The following is a 23,389-nucleotide window of genomic DNA, read 5'->3' on the forward strand; positions in this document are numbered from 1 at the left end:
ACCGACAAAGGGACGCGGGCATGGACATGGGATACCGGTAACCGAGTGCCGCGAGCCGCAGCTAATAACTTGCCGATGTGGTCGATACGATTTTGGGCATTGCGCGTCGTGCCGCCAGACGCGCTTCGAGGGGCATGCGACGGGAGAAAATGCGATGATCGGGAGCAGCGGGAGGATCGGCTTTATCGGCCTTGGAGTGATGGGAGAGCCGATGTGCCGGCATCTCGCCATCAAGAGCGGGATGAACGTCACCGGCTATGATCTCGCAAACGACCCGCTCGAGCGCCTGGCCGATGTCGGCGTCGCCAAGGCAGACACGATCGCCGACCTGGTGCGCGATGCGACGATCATCTTCGTTTCGTTGCCGAGCGGCAGGCATCTGGAGGAAGTTTGCAGCGGCGATGACGGCATATTGGCCAATGCACGCAGTGGGCAGACCTTTGTCGATCTCGGGACCAGCCCGCTCGATATCACCCGACGCCTGGCGGAAGCGTTTGCCGCCCGGGGCGCCCGCTATGCCGACGCGCCGGTCGCGCGGACCCGCGCCGCTGCCGAACTGGGTACATTGGCGATAACCGTCGGCGCCACTCCCCAATTATTCACGATGATCGAACCGCTGCTGCGCTGCTTCGCCGCCGAGATTACGCACTGCGGCCCGGTCGGCGCCGGACAGGTCGTCAAGATTCTCAACAATATGGTGGTGGTCGGCACGGTGATCGCCTTGTCGGAGGCCGCGGCGATCGCGAAGGGGACAGGCATCGACGCGTCGGCGTTGTTCGAAACCTTCGTCAAGGGATCGGCAGACAGCTTCGCGCTGCGGAACCACGGGTTGAAAGCCGTCGCGCCGGGCGCCTTTCCGGAACGCGTCTTCCCGACCGACTATATGCTCAAGGATATCGGCTATGCGCTGGCCATGGCCGGCGATGTCGGCATCGACGTGCCCGGCGCCGATTATGCCCGCGCCTTGCTCGAGCGGGCATCGAGCGAGGGCCTCGGCGCGGCCTATTGGCCCGTGATCTCCACCTTTTACCGCCCGGCCGACTGAGCGGCGCCGCGCCGGTCAGGCCGGTTTCATCACCTCGCGGAAGTCGTTGAGCGCCGCTTTCGCGGCCTGGCGCAGAAAGCCGAGGTCGGACGCGACCATCATCGCCGTCACCCCCAGGTCGATCAGCCATTTGGCCTCGTCGCTCTTGATCGACTGGACCACGGCGGAGACCGGCTTGCCATGTGCCCTGGCGACCTCGATCACCCGCTCGACCGCGTCCTTCAGCGTCGGCACGGGGTCCGTCGCGTTGCTGAGCGAGAGGCCGAGATCGCCGCGCCCGAGAAACAGCGCATCGACCCCCTCGACCGCCGCGATATCGTCGATCGCGTCAAGCGCCTGCCGGTCCTCGATCATGCAGATGACGGTCGAGGTCTCGTCCGCATAGCGATAATTGTCGGCCCCGCGCGCGCCATATTCGCCACCGCGGCTCGCTCCCGCGCCGCGCACCCCGCCATGATAACGCGCCCAGGATGCCACCGCGCGCGCCTTCTCCGCCGAATCGACATGCGGGCACATGATGCCGATCGCTCCGTCATCGAGCACCGACAACACGCTGTTCGCGTCAGGCCGCGCGATCCGCACCAGGCCCGCCGTGCCGAACGCGCGCGCGGCGAGCAGCGCGGTGTCGAGCGTCACCCGGTCCCAGGGCGCATGTTCCTCGTCGAGCATGACGAAATCGAAGCCGTCCAGGCCAAGCACCTCGGTGTTCTGGGGTGCCGGCACCTTCATGAACGTGCCAATCAGCGGTTCGCCGGCGAGAAGCCGGGCGCGGAACTGGCGGGGATCGGGACGAGTGGCATCCATTCTTGTCTCTCCTGGATTGATGCGGCGCAATCCGGCCAGGCCTTTCGCGGCCGGCGCGAGGCCTCGTCGCCGCGCGTAACGAGCGTCGTCGAAAAATCGGTCGGCGGGGCGATCACGAGCGATCGCCCCGCCGGATCACGGCATCGGATAATCGTCGGCGTTGAGGACCCAGCCGGCCTTTTCGGAAAAATCGACGCGCGGCGGGCTGAAGATGTCGATCAGATGGCAGGGCGGCTCCGGCAGCGCCTGCGACGTGTGGATCGCGGGCGGCGGGATGACGGTCATCGACGGCGCGGTGACGCGGATCGCGGCGTCGTCGCGCCAGATCGACTTGTTGGGCACCCAGGGCCAGCGCAGATAATGCATGTAGTCGCCCTGCAGGGTGAGCGAGCATTGCTCGAAATCGTCGTGGAAGTGCGGCGACATCTTGTTGGGGTCGCGCGGCTCCATCATGACCGGGATCAGGTTGATCATCATGTTGGTCGAGCGATAGATGACCCCGAACCGCCCCGGCGTGACGGGCACGTCGATGGGATAGAGGCGCAGCTTGAATCCGTCGGCCGGAGCGGGCCAGGGCTCGAACGGCGGGATGTTCGGATGCGGCCGGGCATAGCTTTCCGCATTATGGCTCTTTGCCGCCAGATCGGGCGCGAGCGAGCTGAACAGGCGCAGGACCAGCCCGCCTTCCTTCACGACGATTTTGCTGTCGCCCGGCGGGATGATCGCGAGCTGATAGCTGACGTCGGACGCGCTGCCATTGTCGGTCTCGATGTCGACGCGGGTATGCCGTTCCGGGAAGAACGCCATATATTCGTCGGGCTGGCCCGAGCGCGACAGCACCGCGCCGGCCTCGGCCTCCGTATAGGACAGGATGAAATTCTGCCCGCGGCCGTACCAGGTCTTGAAGCCTTCGCCCGTTTCCTGCGGGGGGATGTCGTGAAACTCGATCACCTCCGCGCCCGCAAAGTCGGTGATCGGCGCCTTTGGCGCATCCGCCTTGGCCGTGGTCATGGTCGACCTCGGATCCTTCAGGTCATACATCGTCCGGGTCTCCTCTCTTCATTGGGTCCGGCGGTGCGGGATCGTGGCGCCCGCCGGCCCGAGTCCGTCATCGGCAAACCCGATGCCTCGGGTCTTCCCGCCGATTGGCGCAAGCATACAAGGTCGAACGCCGCTTGCGAGCCGGGAGAAGCGGCTGGACTATCGTAAATGCGCAAGCTGTAGAAGGACGATGCATGCTTGGCGCCGGTCAGCCATGCGTCGGGAACAACGCCGGCCCCAGTTCGTCGACGACCTGCGACAGGACGGTTTCCGCATCGCGCGCCACCTTTCCCCACAAGGCGAAACCATGGAGCTGGCGCGAATAGGGCAGCAAACGCGTCGGCACCCCGGCCGCGCGCAGGCGCTCGGCATAAGCCTGTCCCTCGTCGTGCAGCGGATCGAACCCGCAGGTGACGACGAGCGCAGGCGGCAGATCGTCGAGGCGCGCGGCATGGAGCGGCGACGCGCGCCAGTCGGCCGGATCGGCGGCGCCGAGATACTGGTCGCGGAACCAGCGCATCGTCTCGGCGGTCAGCAGATAGCCGGACGCGTCGCGGCGATAGGAATCGCTGGTCATCGAACAATCCGTCACCGGGTAGAGCAGGATCTGGGAGCGGAGCGCCGGGCCGCCCCGGTCGCGCGCCAGCAGCGCGCACACCGCCGCCAGGTTGCCACCGGCGGAATCCCCGGCAACCGCGACCCGATCGGCGCTCAGCCCGAGGGCGGCCGACTGATCCACGAGCCATTGCAGCGCGAAGAAACTGTCGTCGACCGCCGCCGGGAAAGGGTGTTCGGGCGCCAGGCGATAGTCCACCGCCGCGACCGCGATGCCAAGGCGGCAGGCGAGCGACGCGCAAAGGGCGTCGCCGGTCTCGATATCGCCGAGCACCCAGCCACCGCCGTGATAATAGACCAGCAAGGGCATGACGGCGTCGGCCGGCAGCCCGGGCGGGCGGTACAGACGGATCGGAATCGGACCGCCCGGCCCCGGCGCGGCGATATCCCGCACCAGCGTCGCCGGAGGCTCGGCGCCGAGCGCCAGCCGGGCGGCGCGCATCGCCGCACGCGCCTCCGCCAGGCCGAGTTCGTGCATCGGCCGCCGCCCCGCCGCCGCGGCCATGTCCAGCACAGCCTGGGCGTCGGGGTCGATGGCGATGTCGCCTTCCTTCGTCATCATACCCACCCCGGCTTTCGCTGTCTTGTGACCGGTACCTAGACGGGCCCGTCCGGCCTTCGCAAGGCGGCGTGCGGCCGCAAGGGGATGAATCGCGCGCGAAGGACATGGCTTTCGGCAGAGGTCGAGTGGGCCGACTGCGCCAAATCAAAGCCTCCCGGGAAGTTCAGCCTATGAATGTTCGGCTGGCGCGCTCAGATGCGCTCCTTGCGTCGCCATGGCGCATTGTTGGGACGGACGGTTTCTCCGCCGCCTTGTGAGGATCGATCGATGTCGCGTTCGGGTCGCCTGTTCCTGCTGATGACGGCCTTGATGGCCGGGCTGTCCGCGCGACCGCTGTCGGGACAGGCCGAGGGAACGACGGCGGCGCCTGCCGCGATCTCGCAGACAGCCACGCAGCTGCCCTCGCAACCCTGGCCGCAAAAGGCCAGCGATGTGCCCGCGGATCCCGAGGTCCGCACCGGCACCCTGCCCAACGGCATGCGCTACGCGATCCTGCACAACGCCACCCCGCCCGGCCAGGCCTCGCTGCGCCTGCGTATCGATGCGGGATCGCTGATGGAGAAGGACGACCAGCTCGGGCTTGCCCATTTCATGGAGCATATGGCGTTCAACGGCACGACGCACATTCCGAAGAACGAGCTGATCGCCATCCTGGAGCGGCTGGGCATGGCGTTCGGTGCGGATCTCAACGCCGCGACCAGCTTCGACCAGACCTATTATCAGCTCGAATTGCCGCGCACCAATGACGAGACGGTCGACACCGCGCTGCGCGTGATGCGCGAGCAGGTGTCGGAAGCGACGATGGGGATCAGGGAAATCGACGAGGAACGCGGCGTGATCGCCGGCGAGGAGCGCCAGCGCAACACGCCCGCGCTGCGCATCTCGCGCAAGCAGCTCGACATCCTTGCCAGGGGGCAGAAGGTCGCCTCGCGCTTTCCGATCGGCGAGCTCAAGATCGTCAGCACGGCGCCGCGAGAACGCTTCGCCGACTTTTACGACAGCTATTACCGCCCCGAGCGGGCAACGCTGGTCGCCGTCGGCGACTTCGACGTCGCGTCGATGGAAACGAGGGTCCGCACGGCCTTTGCCGACTGGCAGCCCAGGGCGCCGGATGGCCCCGACCCCGATCTCGGCACTGTCGCCGGGCGCGGGCCGGAAACGCATATCCTGGTCGAGCCCGGCATTTCCTCCGGCATTTCACTGGCCTGGGTCCGCCCACCCGATCTGCGGCCGGACACTATCGCCAAGCGGCGCCGGAACACGATCGAATATCTCGGCCTGGCGGTGCTCAACCGCCGGCTTGCCGAACTGTCGCGCACCGACGACGCGCCGTTCCTCAATGCCAATGCCCGCCAGACCGAACTGGTGCGCAGCGTAGGCGTCACCACGCTCACCGCCCAGTTCGTGCAGGGCAAATGGAAGGCCGCGCTCGAGGCCGTCGACAAGGAACAGCGCCGCCTCGTTCGCTATGGCGTGACCGATGCCGAACTGCAGCGCGAGATCACCACCTATCGCACCGCGCTCGAAAATGCGGTGAAGGGCGCGCCCACCCGCAACACGCGCGGGCTGGCCGCCGGCATCGTCGGCGCGGTCAACGACCGGGAGGTGTTCACCGCGCCCCGGACGGATCTCGACCTGTTCGAAGCAGCGGTGAAGACGCTGACGGCAGCGCAGGTCAGCGACGCGGTGAAGCCGGTTTTCAGCGGCGGCGGTCCGCTGACCATGGTGATGTCGCCCGTCGCGATCGAGGGCGGCGAGAAGGCAGTGACGGCAGCGCTGCAGGTTTCACGCGCCGTTGCGGTCGCGGCACCCGGCGCCGTTGCCAAGCTGCCCTGGCCCTATACCGATTTCGGCAAGCCCGGCACCGTCACGCAGCGCCGGGAGATTGCCGATTTGGGGACGACCATTGTCACCTTCGCCAATGGCGTGACGCTGACGGTGAAGCCGACCAGTTTCAGCAAGGACGCCATCTCCATCAACCTGCTGACCGGCACGGGCGAGCGGAACTTTCCCCCCGACACGCTCGATCCGCGCGCCACCATGATCGGCAGCCTGCAATCGGGCGGGCTGGGCAAGATGACGACCGACGAGATCAGCCGCTCGCTCAACGGCCATGTCGTCGGCACGGGACTGGCCACGCTCGGCGACAAGTTCCTGCTGAGCGGCGGCACGCGGCGCGTGGACCTGCAGCTCCAGATGCAATTGATGGCGGCCTATCTGACCGACCCAGCCTATCGCGGCCAGGCGTTCGAACAGAGCAAGGCCAATTATCCGGCAAGCTATGAGGCGACGCTGGCCGTGCCGTCGGGCGCATTCGCCGTGCAGGCGAAGCAATTGCTGGCCGGCGGCGACGCGCGCGCGGCGGTGGTGCCCCCCGACATCCTGTCGCGATGGTCGATGGAAACCGAACGACCCGGCCTGAAGGCGCTGCTGTCGGTCGGGCCGATCCATATCACCATGGTCGGCGACCTGACCGTCGACGAGGCGATCGCCGTCACCGCGACCACCTTCGGCGCGTTGCCGCCGCGCCCGGCGCCCGGCATCCCCGTACCCGGCGCCGACCAGCGGCATTTCCCCGCGCCGATGGCGGCACCGCTCCGCTTCATGCACAAGGGACTCGCCGAACAGGGGCTCGGCTATGTCGCCTGGCCGGCGACCGATGCGATCGACGATCTGACCGAGGTCCGCCGCATCGAGATGCTGGCGGCCGTCCTGAAGCTGCGCGCGCTGGACGAGATACGCGAGAAGCAGGCACTGGCCTATGCACCGGGCGTATCGGCCAGCTATTCCAACAGTTACAAGGGCTATGGCACCATCTCGGTGCAGGCGGAGACCGCGCCCGCAAAGCTGCCGGCCTTCTTCGCGGCGGTCGACGCGATCGCCGCGAGCCTGCGCGACACGCCGATCAGCGCGGACGAGCTGAAGCGGGCACGCGAGCCGCTGGTGGAGGCGGCGCGGCGGGCGCAAAATACCAATGGCTGGTGGCTCAACCAGCTCACCTATATCGTCGACCGGCCGCAGTATATTCCACAGACGCTGACCGCGGTGCCCCAGTTCGAGGCGATGACGCCGGCCGATATCGAGGCACTGGCGCGCAAATATCTGCGGCCGGAGCTTGCCTGGAAGGCGGAAGTCGTGCCCGAGCCGCCGGCCGGACCGGGCGCCGGCTGAGACGCGCGGGGTCAGCCCAGCAGGATCGCCGATCCGGTAAAGGGCAGCACCAGATCATAGCCCGCCGGCGGGGGCGTTATCGGCGTCTCGGCCGAGGTACCGAACTGCGTCACGCCCGCGTCGAGATGCGCCGCCAGATCGTGCCGGCCGCCGGCGAAATCGAACGGACGGCTGTCGATCAGGCGCGCGGAAAAGACGTTGGTGCCGATCAACGGCACCGACGAACCCGCCACCGTCGTTCCCACCACCAGGCTGGCGCGGCGAAACGTCGCGATCCGCTCGCCCAGCGCAAAGGAGGCGGGATCGTCAAAGGTCCCGGCCGGTCGACGCTGCAGATAGAGCGAGAATTGCCCGACCGGATCCACCCCGAGCGACAATGCGCCATTGTCGACCGCCTTCGCGTCGAACGGCCGGGCGGCGAAGGTGAAATGCGCGGTGGTCTCGCTGCGCGGGCCGTCGAACAACGGCACGTCGAGGAACGGCAGATGGAGGAAATAGCCGAAATCGGCGAGCGAGCCATCGGGGGTGCGGTAGAAACGGCCCGTGACATACCAGGCAAGTTCGGCGGGGAGCAGAGCGGTCATGTGGCGATCCTGCGGTAAGGCGACCGCTTCATTCTGGCCTATCCGTGACGCAGCCGTCGACAGGGGATGCCACCATCGTTGAGGCTATGCTTCAGACTTCCGGGCGTCAGATCTTTGCCGCGAACAGCAACCGCCCCGGCCCGAGCCGGTCGAACACATAGTCGATCTGCGCTTCGCCGAATACGAAGCACCCGTCGCTCCGGCCCAGCATCGGCTGGACCAGCAGCAGCTCGGGGTTGGCGTACCAGGCGCTGTGGATGACGATCGCGCGGTCTTCCGCATTGCTGTTGGTCGGATCCAGCCCGAGCAATCGCTGCGAGGCACCGTGATCGCCGACATAATAATCGGAGGTGAGGAAACTGCCCTCGGACGAGCAAAGCGAGCCATCGTCGTTCGAGAAGCGTTGCAGCCAGCCGCTGTGATCCGGATCGGAACCCTTGCCATGGGTCACGAGGAAGCTGGTGGTGGCACCGTTGCGCAGATCGACCAGATAGAAGCGTGGCTGGGAGGACGGCGCGCTGAAATCCACGATGGCCACGCGGTCGTCGAACTCGATCCGGTCGCGATGCCGGTCGAGCGCGACCAGCGCCTGGCCGAGCAGCGCGGGCCGGACCTTGCACGGCGCGGCGATCGGCGGAAAGTCGCCCGATGCCGCCGCGGCGGCGACGCCGAGCGGATCGGGCAGCACCAGCGCAGCGGTCAGCGCGCCGACGACGCCCGCGCCCGTCCGCAAGATCGTGCGCCGCGTGGGCGTCGCTTCTTCATCCCGCAATGACATGTCTCGACGGTCTTCCTCTGCGCAAGCTATCAGATTTTTCCCCTCAATTCCCGACCAAAGTGACGGCACCAAATCACGCCATGGCCGTTGACGCCTCGAAGGGGGAATGCGCGACGACGAGGTGCCCATGCCGTTATCCCGGAGTTCGATCTGGTCGCTTGCCGCGGCGCTCCTCCTTGCCTGGACCGCGACGCCGGCGCGCGCGGCGGACGGCGCCCCGTTCACCAGCGACATGGTCGCCGCGCTCGAGCCGGGCCAGTTCCTCTGGAACGACGCGGGCGGCACGGGCGACATCCGGATCCTGGTCAGCATCCCATTGCAGCGCATCCATGTCTATCGCGGCGAGACGCTGATCGGCCTGTCCCCGATCTCGAGCGGGGCGCCAGGCTTCGATACGCCCGTCGGCGACTTCACCATCCTGGAGAAGGACGCGAAGCACCGTTCCAACCTTTATTCGGGCGCGCCCATGCCCTTCATGATGCGCCTCACCTGGGACGGGATCGCGATCCACGCCGGCCGGAACCCCGGCTATCCCGATTCCCATGGCTGCGTCCGCGTGCCCATCGCCTTCGCCAGAAAGCTCTATGGCGTGATCGGGCTCGGCGCACGGGTAGTCGTCACCGACGATTATGCCGATCCCCTGTCGGTCGAGCCGGTGATCGACGCGCCCGTGGCGGCACCCGAGACGGTCTCGCCCGAAATGACGCGCGGCGCTGCAACATCGACGATCGCCTGGACGACACCCGCGCCGTAGCGGTTCGATCAATTTCTCTCGCCGGAATCCCCTAGCCGCATTGCCATCGGCGTTGCATCAATTCATGTTGCGACGCACAATCGATCAAATGATGCGCAAAGGGGACAGTGCGTGAACGATTCCGGCATGACCGACATCGATGCGATCGACTATCGCATCCTCCGCGAACTGGCGAGCGACGGCCGCGCCTCCGACGTCGCGCTGAGCGAACGCGTACATTTGTCGAGCACCGCCGTCGCCCGGCGGCGCAAGATCCTGGAGGAACGCGGCGCGGTGCGCGGTTATTCCGCCGATCTGGACATGGCGCGGCTTGGCTTCGGCATCGTCGTGATCGTGATGATCGAACTGAGGTCCCAGGCCGAAAACGTGCTGATGGAATTCGAGACGGCGGTCGTGAAATGCCCCTCCATGTCCTATTGCAGCTTCGTCTCGGGCAATGTCGACTTCCTGATGATCATCCATGTGAAGTCGTTCGAGGATTACGACCGGGTCTATCGCAGCGAACTGTCCATGCTGCCGCATGTCGCCAAGATCCGCAGCAGCTTCGTCATGCGCGAAGTGGCGCAGCGCTCGGTTCCGCCCGTCTTGCTCAAGGGCCCGGCCTGAGCGAGCGATTCGGACCGGATTCGGTGGTAACGCGGGAATCGGGCTAGCTGACGAGTGGTGGCGCCCGGAACCAGCGCTCGATGCACAATTCGTGAAAGAATCTACGCAAACATCGTCAATCTGCGCGTGAAAATAGCGACATCTCCTATCTGAACTCTGCTAATCTTGCGTCAGGGCAATTCCGCAGAGAATTGCCTCACCAGGGAGACTGCACTGCGCGAGTCATATTCGGGGCGCTGACCATCAGGTCGGCGTCGCAGGTGAGGTGCGCGCGACATACATCGGCCAGTAACTATAGCGTTCAATGACAATGTTCCGAAAAGGGACAGAGTGAAGGGAGAGGTTGCCCAGGGAGTAACAATAATCGGGGGCGACCATGACAATTTCATTCAGCGCGAACACGACTTCCGACCGCCGGCTTTTCAGGCGACATAGCCTTTCGACCGCCGGGATTCTGGCACTGGCGATCGTCGCCATGCCCGGCATCGCCAATGCGCAGACAGCGCCGGCGATGATGGCAAGCGTCGAGGACAAGGCACCGGCGGCCGGAGACACGGCACCGGCCGACACCCTCGTCCAGGACCAGTCAGCGGCGGGAGAGGCGCCCCAGGAGGAGATCACCGTCACGGGATCGCGCATCGTGCGCGACGGCTATGATGCCCCGACCCCGGTCAGCGTGATCAGCAGCAAGGAATTGCAGGCCGAGGCGCCGGCCAACATCGCCGACTTCGTCAACACGCTTCCCTCGGTACGCGGCAGCTCGACCGCGGCAAACTCGAACGGCTCGCTCAGCAACGGCCTGGCCGGCGTCGCGTCGGTCAACCTGCGCAACCTAGGGTCGCAGCGCACCCTGGTGCTGTTCGACGGCCAGCGCTCGGTCGCCTCGGCGACCAGCGGCGTGGTCGACGTCAACACCTTTCCCCAGGCGCTGGTCGAGCGGGTCGAAGTGGTGACCGGCGGCGCTTCCTCCGCCTATGGCTCGGACGCCGTTTCGGGTGTCATCAACTTCATCCTCGACAAGAAATATACCGGCATCAAGGGCAGCTACGAATATGGCGTCACCACCTATAGCGACGGCCCGAACCACAAGTTCACGCTGACGGCCGGCACCCCCTTTGCCGGTGGCAAGGGTCATGTCCTGGTCAGCGGCGAATATTTCACCCAGAAGGGCATCCAGTCCATCGACCGCGACTGGAACGACAGCGGCTTCTTCCAGATCGACAACCCCGCCTATAGCGAGACCGCGTGCAAGGACGCGCTGGCTTCGACGATTTGCTATCCGGCGCGCCTGATCCAGGGCGGGATCGGCACCGGCCAGTTCACCGAAGGCGGCCTGATCAGCACCGGGCCGTTCAAGGGCGTCTATTTCGGCCAGGTCGATCCGGCGACCGGCAAGGCCTCCGTCAATAATTTCGTGTTCGGCCCCTCCAATGGGCAATGGATGGTCGGCGGCGATTATCTGATCGGCCGCGAAGGCCATGTCAGCAGCGCGACCCTGCTGCCATCGGAGGACCGCAAGAGCGGGTTCGGCCGGATCTCCTATGAATTCTCGCCCGCGTTCGAGCTGTACGGCCAGATGGCGTACACCCGCTACCAGGGCCAGAGCTATTACCAGCAGACGCCGACCACGGGCGTGACCATCCAGATCGCGCCGTCCGCGACCAATGGCGGGCTGGTCAACGCCTATCTGCCCACCAGCTTCCTCAACCAGGTCAACGCCTATAACGCGAACCCCGCGAACACGACGAAGGTCACCACGGCCACGATCGGGACCAGCAATATCGGCATCCCGCCCCAGGGCAGCGACAATACCCGCGAGGTGTTCCGCTATGTCGTGGGTGCCAGCGGCGATTTCAGCCTGTTCGACCGCGAGCTGCACTGGGACGCCTATTACCAGAAGGGCATCACCAAGACCAACGAGCTGCTGACCAACGCCTGGAACATCGATCGCATGGCGCTGGCCACCGACGCGGTGGTGGCGCCGGCCGGCAACGCGTCGGGCATCGCCGCCGGCACCATCGTCTGCCGGTCGCGCCTGACCGCCGCCAATGTCAACAATGGCTGCGTGCCGATCAACCGCATCGGCGTGGGCGGCGTTTCGCCCGAGGCGCTGGCCTATGTCCTGTATGACGGCCTGCAACCGCTCCGGAAGCAGACGCTGAAGCAGGACGTGGCGGCGTTCAACCTGTTCACCAACAACCTGGTCGATCTCTGGGCCGGCCCGATCTCGCTCGGCTTCGGCGGCGAATGGCGTCAGGAATCGGTGACCGGATCGGTCGATCCGCTGTTCCAGCCGCGCGTCGCCAATGGCGTGACCAGCGGCACCTGGATCTACGGCAACTATCTGCCCACCTTCGGCAAATATAATGTGAAGGAAGCCTATCTCGAGACCATCGTGCCGCTGTTCAAGGGCGCGGATTTCAACGGCGCCTTCCGCCTGACCGACTATTCCACCTCGGGCACCGTCAGCACCTGGAAGGCGGGCGTGACCTGGCAGCCGATCCGCGACGTCAAGTTCCGCGGCACCATCTCGCGCGACATCCGCGCGCCCAACCTGGGTGAGCTGTTCGCGCCCGGCACGGGCCGCACCAATACCGTCAACGTGCCGGTCCCGAATGGCACGCGCATCGACCAGCGCGTCGACCAGTTCAACGAATCCACCGTCGGCAACCCGGCGCTCAGCCCGGAAGTCGCCAAGACCTACGGCGTCGGCGCGATCTTCACGCCCAGCTTCATCCCCGGCCTCGCCTTCTCGGTGGACTATTTCCAGATCAAGCTCAGCGGGGCGATCGCCAATATCGGTGCCCAGACGCTGGTCACGCAATGCTATGAACAGAGCAATGCCGCAGCTTGTGCCGCCATTTCCACCACCGGCGGCCGTGGCGTCACCACCACCGGCCTGCTCATCACCAGCATCGAGCTGAAGCCGACCAATTTCGTCGGCATCGAAGCCAAGGGTATCGATTTCGAGGCAAGCTATCGCAAGCCGATCGGCCCCGGCGCCCTGACGCTGCGCGCGCTGGTGACCAAGAATATCAGCCTCTACACCGACAATGGCGTCGACGTGCCGACCGAGGCAGCCGGCCAGAATTCGGGCAGCCTGCCCGACTGGACCTATCGCCTGACCGCCGGATACGATGTCGGGCCCTGGGGCTTCCAGCTGGTCGGCCGCGGCGTGAGTGGCGGCGTGTACGACAACAGCTATATCGTCTGCAGCACGGATTGCCCGGTCTCGACCGTGGCGAACCGCACGGTGAACCGCAACGACATCGCCGGTGCGATCTATGTCGACCTGCAGGTCAATCACGAGTTCGAGATTGCCGGCGCCAAGACCACGGCGTTCCTGTCGATCAAGAACCTGCTCGATACCGATCCGGTGCTCGTCGGCAACGGCCCGACCGGCAACAATACCCCGGCATATCCGCAGACCAACCGCAACCTCTACGATGTCCTCGGCCGCGTGTTCCGGGTCGGCGTCCGGTTCGATTTCTAAACCCCAAGACCAGAAAAGATCAGGAGAATTTCAACATGAAGAAGATGGTTGGATTGACGGTCGCCTTGCTGTCCACCGCGCTTTACGTTCCCACCGCCGCCAACGCCCAGGCCAAGCCTGCGCTCAAGGCAGCGGCCGCCGCCAATGTCGATGCCCATGCCAAGCTGGTGCAGGAGATGGTCGACTCGATCTACAGCTTCGCCGAGCCGGGCTTCCAGGAGTTCAAGACCTCCGAATACATCACCGGCATCCTCGAGAAGGAGGGCTTCAAGGTCACCCGCGGCGTGGCGGGCATCCCGACCGCCTTCACCGCGACCTGGGGCGAAGGCGGCCCGCTGATCGCCTTGGGCAGCGACATCGACGGCCTGCTCGGCCTGTCGCAAATGCCGGGCACGCCGAAGATCACGCCGATGGTGCCGGGCGCGCCGGGGCATGGCGAAGGTCATAACAGCGGCATGCCGCTGATCGTCGCCGCGGCGATCGCCGCCAAGGACGTGATGATCAAGAACAACATCAAGGGCCGGCTGATGATCTGGCCGGGCGTCGCCGAGGAGCTGCTCGCGACCAAGGCCTATTATGTCCGCGAAGGCCTGTTCAAGGGCGTCGATGCCTCGATCTTCACGCATGTCGGCAATCGCTTCGGCACCGGCTATGGCGAGATGGGCAATAACGGCATGGTCTCGGTGGAATACAGCTTCCACGGCAAGACCTCGCATGCCGCCGGCGCGCCCTGGGCGGGCCGCAGCGCGCTCGACGGGGTCGAGGTGATGGACATGGCGTGGAACATGCGCCGCGAGCACCTGCCGCTCACCCAGCGCTCGCACTATGTCATCACCAATGGCGGCGGGCAGCCCAACGTCGTGCCGGGCGAAGCATCGGTCTGGTATTATTTCCGCGAACAGACCTTCGATTCGATCCGCAAGCTCTACGAGACGGGCAACACCATCTCCGAAGCCGCGGCGATGGCGACGGGCACCACGGTCACGCGGCGCGTGCTCGGCTATGCCGCGCCCAATTTCGGCAACAAGCCGATGGCCGAGGCCGCCTATGCCAATATCAAGGCAGTCGGCATGCCGAAATGGACCGCCGACGACCAGGCTTTCGCCAAGGCCGTGCAGGAGAGCAACGGCCTGAAGGTCCAGCCGCTGTTCGACACGATCGCGCCGCTCTCCACGCCGGAGACGCGCGGCCCCTCCAATGGCGGCGGCTCGGACGATATCGGCGACATCATGTGGACGGTGCCGACGATCACGATCGGCTTCCCCTCCAACGTGCCCAGCACGATCGGCCATAACGTCACCGCGGCGATCGCGATGGCGACCCCGATCGCGCACAAGGGCGCCGTGGCGGGCGCCAAGGCGGTGGCGATGACGGTGCTCGACCTGATGACGACGCCCAAGCTGATCGCCGACGCCAAGACCTATTTCAACACGGTGCAGCAGAAGGACCAGAAGTACGATCCGGTGCTGACCGCGGCGGACAAGCCGGCGATCGACCTCAACACCCAGCTGATGGCGCAGATGCGGCCGCAGATGGAGAAATTCTATTACGATCCGACCAAGTACAGCAGCTATCTCGAGCAGATGGGGGTCAAATATCCGGCGGCCGCTTCGCCGCCGCCGCCTGCCGCGAAGTAACGCCCGCGTCCCCAGCCGTCATGCCGGACTTGTTCCGGCATCCATCGTCCCGCAGACACCGCAGTCGTTGCGCGCGCGGAACCATGGACCCCGGAACAAGTCCGGGGTGATGGTGGAGGGGTTACCGACACAGATCACCCCCTCCTATCGGAACAGGTCCATGAACAAGGCGAAGCTGCTCACTTCCTCGCTCGGCGCGATCTGCCTGGTCGCGCTCTCCCCATCCGCCATCGCGCGCCCGGCCGACCCGCCGGCAAAGGGCGCCTCGCTGCCCGCGCGCGTCGATGGTTTCATCCCCTATTATTTCGATGCGGCGAAGGGCCGCGTGCTGCTCGAAGTGCCGATGTTCGACGCGGACGTGCTCTATTACGTCTCCGCCGCGACCGGCGGCGGATCGGTCGAGCTGCCGTTCGATCGCGGCGTGATGGACAGCGCGGTGATCCGCTTCACCCGCGTCGGCGGCAAGGTGCTGGTCAACGAGCAGAATCTGCGCTTCCGCTCGCTCAACGGCGATGCCGCGCATGCGCAGGGCGTGGCGGACAGCTTCCCCACCTCGACCCTCGCCGCGCTGCCGATCGAGTCCGAGAGCGGCGGCAAGGTGGTGGTCGACGCGACCTCCTTCTTCATGCGCGATGCCGCCAATGTGGAGGCGCAGCTTCGCCGCGCGAACCAGGGCAGCTTCAAGTTCGATGCCGGCAAGAGCAGCTTCTACCCCGCACGGATGAAGGCCTTTCCCGACAATACCGAGATCGAGACCAGCGCGACCTTCGTCGCCGACAATCCCGGCGCGCTGGTGACGGGCGTGACGCCCGATCCGCGCATGATGACGATGCGCATCCACCACAGCTTCCTGCGCGCGCCGACCGGCTATACCCCGCGCGAGGCCGATCCGCGGATCGGCGTGAGCGCGGTGCGGTTCCAGGATTATTCCAAGCCGTTCAGCGAGAGCCCGGAGGAAAGCTGGATCACCCGCTGGCGGCTGGAGAAGAAGGACCCGAGCGCCGCGATCAGCGATCCGATCAAGCCGATCACCATCTATTTCGATCCCGCCATCCCCGCCCCGATCCGCCATGCGATGAAGGAAGGTCTGCTGTGGTGGAACAAATCCTATGAGGCGGCGGGCTTCAGCAATGCGATCGTCGCGCTCGATGCGCCGGCCGATATGGACCCGATGGACATCCGCTACGCCTATGTCCTGTGGATCAACCGCGACGAGCGCGGCTTCTCGAGCGGCGGCACCTATCGCGATCCGCGCACCGGCGAAGTGATCGGATCCAAGGTGCGCATGGACACGCACCGCATCCGCACCGTCGGCAATTACTGGGACGTCTACAGCGCCGGCCTGCCCGCCGATGGCAGCGGCATCACCATCGCCGATCCCAATCTGCTGAGCGACGACGCGATGGCGGCGATGCCCAAGGGGCAGCGCGACATGGTGCTGCTGCGCCAGGCGCTGCTGACCGCGCACGAACTCGGCCATGCCCAGGGTTTCGGCCATAACTTCGCGTCGAGCCTCAACAACCGCGCCTCGGTGATGGAATATCCGACGCCCCGGGTGAAGGTGGTGAACGGCAAGCTCGACCTCAGCGAGAGCTTCCAGAAGCAGATCGGCGCCTATGACACGTACATGGTGCGCTACGCCTACACCCCCTTCCCCGCCGCGTCGGAAAAGGCCGGGCTGGACTCGATCATCGCCGACATGCGCGCCAAGGGCATCATCTACGTCCCCGACACCGATCCGCGCTGGACCTGGTATGACGACCGCGCCACGCCGACCGAGAATCTGCGCGAGGACATGGCCGCGCGCGCGATCATGATCGCCAATTACGGGCAGGGCATGCTGAAGGCGGACGAGCCGGTCGGGTCGCTGCGCAACACGCGACTGTGGATGGCGTATCTCCACCATCGCTACGCGATCGAATCCGGCCTGAAATATGTCGGCGGCCTGTATGAGAACATCGTGGTCAAGGGCGACACCCTGCCGCCGACCGAGTTCATCCCGGCCAAGCTGCAGCGCGACACGCTCGGCCTGCTGATGGAGGCGATCGAGCCGAAGAACCTCGCTTTGCCGGAATCGCTGCTGATGCAGCTCACCCCCGATCCGGGCAACAACCTCGAGGACCTGTCGACCGACGACGTGTTCGACCAGCTGCGCGCCGCGCGCATCCTCGCCGGCATGGTGGTCGAACCGCTGTTCGACGCGGCCAAATCGACCCGGATGATCGCGCTCGGCGCGCGCCAGCCCGATACGCTGACCTTTCCGGAAATGGTCGACACCGTCCTCGCGCATAGCTGGAGCGCGGCGGCCGACGCCACTGCGTCCGACCGCGCGCTGCGCCGGGTGACGCAGCAGGTCGCGCTGGAATCGATGATGATCCTGGGCGGCAATGACGACGCCGCGCCCGAGGCGCGCGCCTATGTGCTCGACAAGCTCTCGACCCTGGCGACGACGCTCAGGACCAGGCCCGGCGGCGATGCGCTGACCACGGCCTTTTACCGCCAGACCGCGCGGGACATCGCGCACTATCTGGAAGACCCCAAGGCCAATGCGCCGAAGACGGCGACGCCGAGCTGGGGCAAGGGCCCGCGCTCGCGCTTCCCGCAGCCGCCGGGGCCACCTTTGGGCTGATCCCAATCCTTGTGTCGGGGCCCGGCGATCGGCCGGGCCCCGACCTGATGCAGCCGGACCGGTTATAAATACCCAGTCCGATCAACACGATATATCGACGGTATTGGCTCGCTTCGTCGCATTTGCGTCACATTATCGACAATTGGCGGAACGATCGTCCCTTGATCTGCATTAAGCCCCCAAGTGGGGAAAAATGGACAAGCACCAAAAACTCGAAGCCGAGATAGCCCGCATCGAAGCAACGCAGGATGCGTTGCGCGAGAGCATCGAGGAAACCAAGCAGCTTTCGGCCAAGGCCGAGAAGCTGCTCCAGCAGCACAAAAAGTCGCTTCAGGCTCAATCGGACGATTAAGCGATCCGCGGCGACCGCGCGGCGGGGCTATTTCTTGCCAGCGCCATTCTGCTTGAGGAACGCGATCACATTGGCCTGATCCTGCGGATTGGGCAGCCCGATGAAGATCATCTTGGTGCCCGGCAGCGCCTGGCGCGGCGCGGCGAGGAAGCGGGCGAGATTCTTGTCGTTCCACACCTGGCCCGAGGCCTTCATCGCCGGCGAATAGTTGAAGCCGGCCACGGTGCCCGCCTTGCGATTGACCACGCCGCGCAGAGTGGGGCCAAGACCGTTCTTGCCCGACGGATCGACGCTGTGACACGAAGCGCATTTCTTGAACACCACGGCCCCGGCCACGGCATCGGCGGGCGGCGCGGCGGACGCCGCGGTGGCACCGGCCAGCATTGCGATCGCCGTCAGACCAGCAAGATACTTCATTCGGATGCTCCCATACGCAACGTCACGATCTTCGCCCTCGCGCATTCCAGTTGAACCGGTGATGACCGGCCAGCGGGAGAGTCGCGCGGCGCTCCTCCCTTAAGGCGGGCTTGCCGCGACCTTGCAATGCCCTTGTTCGGGCCCCTCGCACGGTGAGGGCGCGAAGACTCTAGCCGGCGATCTTCAGGCCCTTTGCCGACAGGCTGCGGAAGGTGACCGACCAGCGGCGTACCGCCATGGCGGCGATGCTGTGCTCCCAGCCGTGCCGCGCCTCCCCGCCCAGATGATAGATGGAGCGTGGGGCGAGCGGCAGGGCGGCGCGGTCGAAGCCCTGTTCCGTTCGCCGCCGCAGCCTGAGCGTCGCCTGGGTCTCCAGCGAGATGCCGACGACATGCTCGAACACCGGCCGGTCGCGGTGCCAGCCGATGCCGGCGCCGGGATCGTACCGGACGATCAGCGCCTGGACGAGATCGTCCGCCGCCAGCCCGGCAAAACCGGCCGCCCGCTCGCGCAGGGGCAGCAGGAAATCGGGGATCGGCTCGGTCGGGCCGAAACTGGCATCGTCGAAGTCGTAGCGCCAGCCGAACGACGTGGTCAGCCGCTTGCCGAGCCAGCCCTGGAAACGGAACGGCGTGACCTCGATCCGGTCGAGATGCTCGACCAGCGTTCGTTCCTCATCGGGCGTGACGATGTCCGGCGCATAGTCGATGCCCGCGGGCAGGCCGGGCGGCAGCGCGGGCTGAATGCCGAACAGGTCGATCCGGCTCGCCACTATGCCGTCGCCGCGCGCCCGAGGCGCGCCGGGCCGGTCGGCGCCTGCTCGCCGCGCGAATAGGTGCCGGTCGTCACGCCCGCCGCCAGCACGCGCCCGCGGATCGCCTCGACGATCGCCGCGCGGCCCGGATTGGCGCCGAGCGCCGGCGTCTCCGACAGCGCGAAGAGCTGGAACACATAATCGTGCGAGCCGTGCCCGGTCGGCGGATCGGGCGCCAGCCAGCCCTGGGCGAAGAAACTGTTGCGCCCGACATCGCGGCCATCGCCGTCGCCCGCGCCGTCCTCGGCGATCGCGCCCTCGGCCAGCCGGTGCTCGTCGGCGGGCAGGCCCCAGACCACCGCATGGACCAGAGGCGTCAGCGACGGCGCGTCGGGATCCTCGACGATCAGCGCCAGGCTCAGCGTGCCCTCCGGGACTGGGCCCCACACCAGCGGCGGCGACACGCCGGCCCCGTCAGCGGTGAATCGCTCGGGCAGGCGCGCGCCATTGGCGAAGGCCGGGCTGGACAGGTCGATCGCATCGCCCGTCAGGCCGAGGTCGATATCGGCAATGACCAGCCGGGCATGGCCGGCGCGCACGCCCTTGAACAGACTCCCCAGCCAGTGCGGTACATGTTCGAGCATCGGCGGCCTCCTTCATGCGTTAGATGGGATCAACCCGCCGATGTTGCGAGGTTTCCACGGAAGGACGCCGCCGATGAAGATCGCGACCTATAATGTGAACGGGGTCAATGGCCGCCTGCCCGTGCTGCTGCGCTGGCTGGAGGAGAGCGCGCCGGATGTGGTGTGCCTGCAGGAGCTGAAGGCGCCGGACGAGAAATTCCCCGCCGACGCGATCGAGGCCGCGGGCTATGAAGCGATCTGGCATGGGCAGAAGAGCTGGAACGGCGTCGCGATGCTCAGCCGGGTCGGCGCCCCGGTCGAGACGCGGCGCGGCCTGCCCGGCGACCCCGACCCGCAGCAGAGCCGCTATATCGAGGCAGCGGTGAACGGCGTGCTGATCGCCGGCCTGTATCTGCCCAACGGCAATCCCCGGCCGGGCCCGAAATTCGACTATAAGCTGGCCTGGTTCGAGCGGCTGATCCTGCATGCGGCCGAGTTGCTCGCGACGGGCATGCCGGTCATCATCGCCGGCGACTTCAACGTGATGCCGACCGAGCGCGACGTCTACAAGCCCGAGCGCTGGCTCGACGACGCGCTGTTCGCGCCCGAGGTGCGCGCCGCCTTTTTCCGCCTGCTCGACCAGGGCTGGACCGATGCGCTGCGGACCAGGCACCCCGACGAGACGATCTACACCTTCTGGGATTATTTCCGGAACGCCTATGCCCGCAATGCCGGGCTGCGCATCGATCACCTGCTGCTCAGCCCCTCGGTCGCGCCCCGGCTCGTCGCAGCCGAGGTCGATCGCGACGTGCGCGGCTGGGAGAAGAGCAGCGACCATGCGCCGGTGTGGATAGAGATCGGGGACTGAGCAGACCGGTGCCCGGCAGCCCGAATTCGACGATATCCAGGCTGAGCAGGGGCTCCGCCGGATCGGAGCGATGCTAGAGACTCCCACGCTCGCAAATGTTAGTTTCGACCATCGCCGGGCCTACCGTTGCGAGTCGGCGACCGAGAGCAGGTGGAGAGCTCCCCGCATTGACTGATGGGGGTTGTCATGCCGAATCAGACCGATCGCGAGTATTTCCGTCGCCGCGCCGAGCAGGAGCGCGAAGCGGCCGCGAAGACCGGCGCTTCCGCGCGCGTGATCCATGCCGACCTGGCCGGCCGTTACGCGCACCTGGCCGGGGACGATGCGCCGACGGAACCGGATCGCAGCGCGACCGAATAGGCACGGCGCCGGATTGCGGGCGATGTAAGCATAGAAACGAAGGCGCCTGATGGCGGCAAACGCTGGACGTGGACCAGGCATTCGCACGATCGCCCTTCCCCGGCGGAGGCCGGGGTCCAGTTGGAAAGGTGGTTGTAACGACGCACAGCACCTCGCCACGATCGTCCCCCAACTGGGCCCCGGCCTTCGCCGGGGAAGCGAAAAAAGGGGAGAGGCGAGCGCCTGTGCTGCTCCGATTTACCGCACGATGATCTAGGCGATCGGCGCTGGCCGCCCTAGGCTCGCCGTCATGCTCTATCTCGCGATCAAGGCCCTTGTCTCGGGCATCATCATCGCCGCGGTCTCCGAGATCGCGAAGCGCAGTCCCGGCTTCGGCGCGCTGGTCGCGTCGCTGCCGCTCGTCTCGGTGCTGGGCATGATGTGGCTGTGGCACGACAAGCCCGATGCCGCGACCATGGCCGATCATGCCGGCGCGATCTTCTGGTACGTGTTGCCGTCGCTGCCGATGTTCCTGCTGATCCCGGCGCTGTTGCGCCACGGCGTGCCGTTCTGGCTGGCGCTGTTCGCCGGGTGCGCGCTGACCGTCGCGCTGTATCTTGGGATGATGTGGATCGGGCCGCGCTTCGGGCTGCGGCTCTAGGAATTTCCAACAAGGTTCGGGCCGGGTTTTCGCTGTTCCGCGGCCATAACAGGGACAGAACAGGGAAGAAGTATTTTTTCCGCTGCGAGCGGTCGACCGACCGTCATAAAGACGATGTTTATCAACAAGATGTGGTCACCATCCCTGTTATGGATAACAGCGAACGGCGCCCGGATAACAGGGAAGATGCCGCCCGGAACAGGGAAAGCGGATTCTCCAACAGATGCCGGCGATGTCAAAGAGCGTGATCGCCGTGAAAGCGATTCCGGCCGAGGCTGCCACGATCCCGCACGCTTTTGAATCGACGTGCTGCCTTCGTGCCGATGTTCCGACCGATCCCGGCGCTGCTGCGTGCCGGGTGCGTGCTGACCGTTGTGCTGCGCGAAGAAGGATGATTCGCGCGGAGGCGCGGAGATTGTCGGAACTGCGCGATTCGGCATGATCTCTCCGCGCCTCCGCGCCTCTGCGTGAACCGCTCTCTTCACGGGACGGTGCCGAACGAGGTCGGCAGTGGCCGTGGCATCGTGCCGCGCGCCAACGCCGTGCAGCTTTCGCGGCGCGTTGGATGCCGGAACAAGTCCGGCATGACGGTGTGGTTGTGGTTCCTGCCGGAAACAAACCGCGCCCGGCCGGCTTATTGGTGCTGGCGTTCCAGATAGAGATAGCCCGGCTCGAACTCGGCGATCTTGCGCAGCCGGGCCATGTCCCCGATCGTCACGCGACCCTTGCCGAATTCGACCGCGCCCTGTTCGCGCAATTCCCGCAAGGTGCGATTGACATGGACCGCAGTGAGCCCGAGGCATTCGGCGATGTCGATCTGAGTGAGCTTGAGGTCATAGCTCGTCTCGTCGGCAAGCCCGACCAGCCCGAGTCTGACATGCAGCTCGCAGAACAGATGCGCGGTCTTCGACAGCGCGGTGCGCCGCCCGAGCGACACTTCCCATTCGCGGTGGATCGCCGCGTCCAGGTTGGTCGAGAACCAGTACATCCGGGCGAGATGCGGATGATCCTCGGTGATGCGGGTCAGCCGGTCGTGCGGCACCACCGCGATCCGGCAGGGCGTCAGTGCCATGATGTTGTGGTCGAGCCGCTTCAGCGAGAAGCTGTGCAGATCGACGAAATCGCCCGGCACGTGCAGCTCGGTGATCTGCCGCTCGCCATTGCGCAGGTCCTTGTACCGGCACATCAGCCCGTCGAGCAGCATGGTCGAGGTCGACAGCAATTGCCCGGCATGGATGATCGTGGTGCGCGCCGCCACCTCGCGGGGTTCGAGCATGGCGGCGCGGATCGCCTGTTCCTCTTCAGCGCTGACGTCGTCGCGGGCGCGCAGGCGCATCAGATGCTTTTCGATCATCCGCTCTTTTTCCCGGGCTGGCGCACCTCGACGGCTTCGCCGAACGGCACGGTCCGCTCGGCGGCGCCGTCGCCGTTGGTGATCTCGATGCGACCGTCGAGGTCGATCTCGCCGCCTTCGAGCTCGTCCGCGAGGATGGAGCGGATACCGGCCAGCGCCGCGTCATGCGCTTCGTCCGGGCCGGACAGTTCCTGCCCTTCCTCGTCGGGGGTGAGGCCGGTGCCGTTATGGATGTGGAAATAATATCTGGGCATCAGGCCCGAACGCCGCACCACCGCTTTCGCTCCGGGGGATGTGACGGG

At 66.1% G+C, this 23,389-nt stretch carries 22 protein-coding genes; 11 read left to right on the forward strand and 11 right to left on the reverse strand.

The window, feature by feature from the left end; genetic code table 11:
- Positions 1-154 precede the first annotated feature (154 nt).
- Entirely contained in the window at positions 155-1,045 is an 891-nt protein-coding gene (locus ACZ1I5_RS16785) for an NAD(P)-dependent oxidoreductase (protein WP_465170378.1), read from the forward strand.
- 15 nt (positions 1,046-1,060) lie between these two features.
- Here the strand turns inward: ACZ1I5_RS16785 and ACZ1I5_RS16790 are convergent, their stop codons facing one another.
- The 3 genes from ACZ1I5_RS16790 to ACZ1I5_RS16800 all read right to left on the reverse strand — a co-directional run bounded on the left by ACZ1I5_RS16790 (position 1,061) and on the right by ACZ1I5_RS16800 (position 4,064).
- Positions 1,061-1,849: an HpcH/HpaI aldolase family protein gene (locus ACZ1I5_RS16790; protein WP_465170379.1), complete on the reverse strand. Its 789-nt coding sequence runs from the start codon at positions 1,847-1,849 to the stop codon at positions 1,061-1,063.
- A 135-nt stretch (positions 1,850-1,984) separates the two neighbouring features.
- On the reverse strand, positions 1,985-2,890 hold the full coding sequence (locus tag ACZ1I5_RS16795; protein ID WP_465170380.1) for a hypothetical protein: 906 nt from the start codon (positions 2,888-2,890) through the stop codon (positions 1,985-1,987).
- Between the two features lie 208 nt (positions 2,891-3,098).
- Entirely contained in the window at positions 3,099-4,064 is a 966-nt protein-coding gene (locus ACZ1I5_RS16800; protein ID WP_465170381.1) for an alpha/beta hydrolase, read from the reverse strand.
- Between the two features lie 270 nt (positions 4,065-4,334).
- Between ACZ1I5_RS16800 and ACZ1I5_RS16805 the strand changes: the two genes are divergently transcribed.
- The gene (locus ACZ1I5_RS16805) at positions 4,335-7,238 is read left to right on the forward strand and encodes a M16 family metallopeptidase (protein ID WP_465170382.1); all 2,904 of its coding nucleotides are present in this window, start codon (positions 4,335-4,337) and stop codon (positions 7,236-7,238) included.
- An 11-nt stretch (positions 7,239-7,249) separates the two neighbouring features.
- On the opposite strand, the gene ACZ1I5_RS16810 is transcribed toward ACZ1I5_RS16805, so the two are convergent.
- Together ACZ1I5_RS16810 and ACZ1I5_RS16815 are read right to left on the reverse strand one after the other, a co-directional pair.
- Positions 7,250-7,822 (reverse strand): hypothetical protein, encoded by a 573-nt coding sequence (locus ACZ1I5_RS16810; RefSeq protein WP_465170383.1) that lies wholly within the window; start codon positions 7,820-7,822, stop codon positions 7,250-7,252.
- 106 nt (positions 7,823-7,928) lie between these two features.
- Positions 7,929-8,600 (reverse strand): murein L,D-transpeptidase catalytic domain family protein, encoded by a 672-nt coding sequence (locus tag ACZ1I5_RS16815; RefSeq protein WP_465170384.1) that lies wholly within the window; start codon positions 8,598-8,600, stop codon positions 7,929-7,931.
- Positions 8,601-8,727: 127 nt separating this feature from the next.
- Here ACZ1I5_RS16815 and ACZ1I5_RS16820 point away from each other — a divergent pair, with 127 nt between their 5' ends.
- Both ACZ1I5_RS16820 and ACZ1I5_RS16825 read left to right on the forward strand, forming a co-directional pair.
- Entirely contained in the window at positions 8,728-9,354 is a 627-nt protein-coding gene (locus ACZ1I5_RS16820; RefSeq protein WP_465170385.1) for a L,D-transpeptidase family protein, read from the forward strand.
- A gap of 111 nt (positions 9,355-9,465) precedes the next feature.
- Positions 9,466-9,960 carry an Lrp/AsnC family transcriptional regulator gene (locus ACZ1I5_RS16825; RefSeq protein ID WP_372850024.1) on the forward strand — a complete coding sequence of 165 codons (495 nt, stop codon included), beginning with the start codon at positions 9,466-9,468 and terminating at the stop codon, positions 9,958-9,960.
- Between the two features lie 243 nt (positions 9,961-10,203).
- Here ACZ1I5_RS16825 and ACZ1I5_RS16830 read toward each other — a convergent pair whose 3' ends face one another.
- Positions 10,204-10,437 carry a hypothetical protein gene (locus tag ACZ1I5_RS16830; RefSeq protein WP_465170386.1) on the reverse strand — a complete coding sequence of 78 codons (234 nt, stop codon included), beginning with the start codon at positions 10,435-10,437 and terminating at the stop codon, positions 10,204-10,206.
- On the opposite strand from ACZ1I5_RS16830, the gene ACZ1I5_RS16835 reads away from it, so the two are divergent.
- From ACZ1I5_RS16835 to ACZ1I5_RS16850, 4 genes are all read left to right on the forward strand, one after another.
- Entirely contained in the window at positions 10,436-13,453 is a 3,018-nt protein-coding gene (locus tag ACZ1I5_RS16835; protein ID WP_465170387.1) for a TonB-dependent receptor plug domain-containing protein, read from the forward strand. The two genes, ACZ1I5_RS16830 and ACZ1I5_RS16835, sit on opposite strands and share 2 nt — an antisense overlap.
- Before the next feature lie 44 nt (positions 13,454-13,497).
- Positions 13,498-15,090 carry an amidohydrolase gene (locus ACZ1I5_RS16840; protein WP_465173991.1) on the forward strand — a complete coding sequence of 531 codons (1,593 nt, stop codon included), beginning with the start codon at positions 13,498-13,500 and terminating at the stop codon, positions 15,088-15,090.
- A gap of 160 nt (positions 15,091-15,250) precedes the next feature.
- A complete protein-coding gene (locus ACZ1I5_RS16845; protein ID WP_465170388.1) occupies positions 15,251-17,719 on the forward strand; it encodes a DUF5117 domain-containing protein in 2,469 nt (822 codons plus the stop codon).
- A 193-nt stretch (positions 17,720-17,912) separates the two neighbouring features.
- On the forward strand, positions 17,913-18,071 hold the full coding sequence (locus ACZ1I5_RS16850) for a hypothetical protein (RefSeq protein WP_465170389.1): 159 nt from the start codon (positions 17,913-17,915) through the stop codon (positions 18,069-18,071).
- Positions 18,072-18,098: 27 nt separating this feature from the next.
- Here ACZ1I5_RS16850 and ACZ1I5_RS16855 read toward each other — a convergent pair whose 3' ends face one another.
- From ACZ1I5_RS16855 to ACZ1I5_RS16865, 3 genes are all read right to left on the reverse strand, one after another.
- Positions 18,099-18,488, reverse strand: coding sequence for a c-type cytochrome (locus tag ACZ1I5_RS16855; protein WP_465170390.1), 390 nt, complete (start codon positions 18,486-18,488; stop codon positions 18,099-18,101).
- A gap of 169 nt (positions 18,489-18,657) precedes the next feature.
- On the reverse strand, positions 18,658-19,260 hold the full coding sequence (locus ACZ1I5_RS16860; RefSeq protein ID WP_465170391.1) for an alpha-ketoglutarate-dependent dioxygenase AlkB: 603 nt from the start codon (positions 19,258-19,260) through the stop codon (positions 18,658-18,660).
- The gene (locus ACZ1I5_RS16865; protein WP_465170392.1) at positions 19,260-19,886 is read right to left on the reverse strand and encodes a YbhB/YbcL family Raf kinase inhibitor-like protein; all 627 of its coding nucleotides are present in this window, start codon (positions 19,884-19,886) and stop codon (positions 19,260-19,262) included. The genes ACZ1I5_RS16860 and ACZ1I5_RS16865 overlap by 1 nt, the downstream gene beginning before the upstream one ends.
- Before the next feature lie 73 nt (positions 19,887-19,959).
- Here ACZ1I5_RS16865 and xth point away from each other — a divergent pair, with 73 nt between their 5' ends.
- The 3 genes from xth (at position 19,960) to ACZ1I5_RS16880 (ending at position 21,733) form a co-directional block, all read left to right on the forward strand.
- Positions 19,960-20,733 carry an exodeoxyribonuclease III gene (xth, locus tag ACZ1I5_RS16870; RefSeq protein WP_465170393.1) on the forward strand — a complete coding sequence of 258 codons (774 nt, stop codon included), beginning with the start codon at positions 19,960-19,962 and terminating at the stop codon, positions 20,731-20,733.
- Positions 20,734-20,919: 186 nt separating this feature from the next.
- Positions 20,920-21,093 (forward strand): hypothetical protein, encoded by a 174-nt coding sequence (locus ACZ1I5_RS16875; RefSeq protein ID WP_465170394.1) that lies wholly within the window; start codon positions 20,920-20,922, stop codon positions 21,091-21,093.
- A gap of 289 nt (positions 21,094-21,382) precedes the next feature.
- Positions 21,383-21,733: a DUF3147 family protein gene (locus ACZ1I5_RS16880; RefSeq protein ID WP_465170395.1), complete on the forward strand. Its 351-nt coding sequence runs from the start codon at positions 21,383-21,385 to the stop codon at positions 21,731-21,733.
- A gap of 634 nt (positions 21,734-22,367) precedes the next feature.
- Here ACZ1I5_RS16880 and ACZ1I5_RS16885 read toward each other — a convergent pair.
- The gene (locus tag ACZ1I5_RS16885; protein ID WP_465170396.1) at positions 22,368-23,087 is read right to left on the reverse strand and encodes a Crp/Fnr family transcriptional regulator; all 720 of its coding nucleotides are present in this window, start codon (positions 23,085-23,087) and stop codon (positions 22,368-22,370) included.
- Positions 23,084-23,362 (reverse strand): DUF6894 family protein, encoded by a 279-nt coding sequence (locus tag ACZ1I5_RS16890; protein ID WP_465170397.1) that lies wholly within the window; start codon positions 23,360-23,362, stop codon positions 23,084-23,086. The genes ACZ1I5_RS16885 and ACZ1I5_RS16890 overlap by 4 nt, the downstream gene beginning before the upstream one ends.
- Positions 23,363-23,389: the final 27 nt, after the last annotated feature.

The organism is Sphingomonas sp. BL-S-30 (assembly GCF_055521475.1).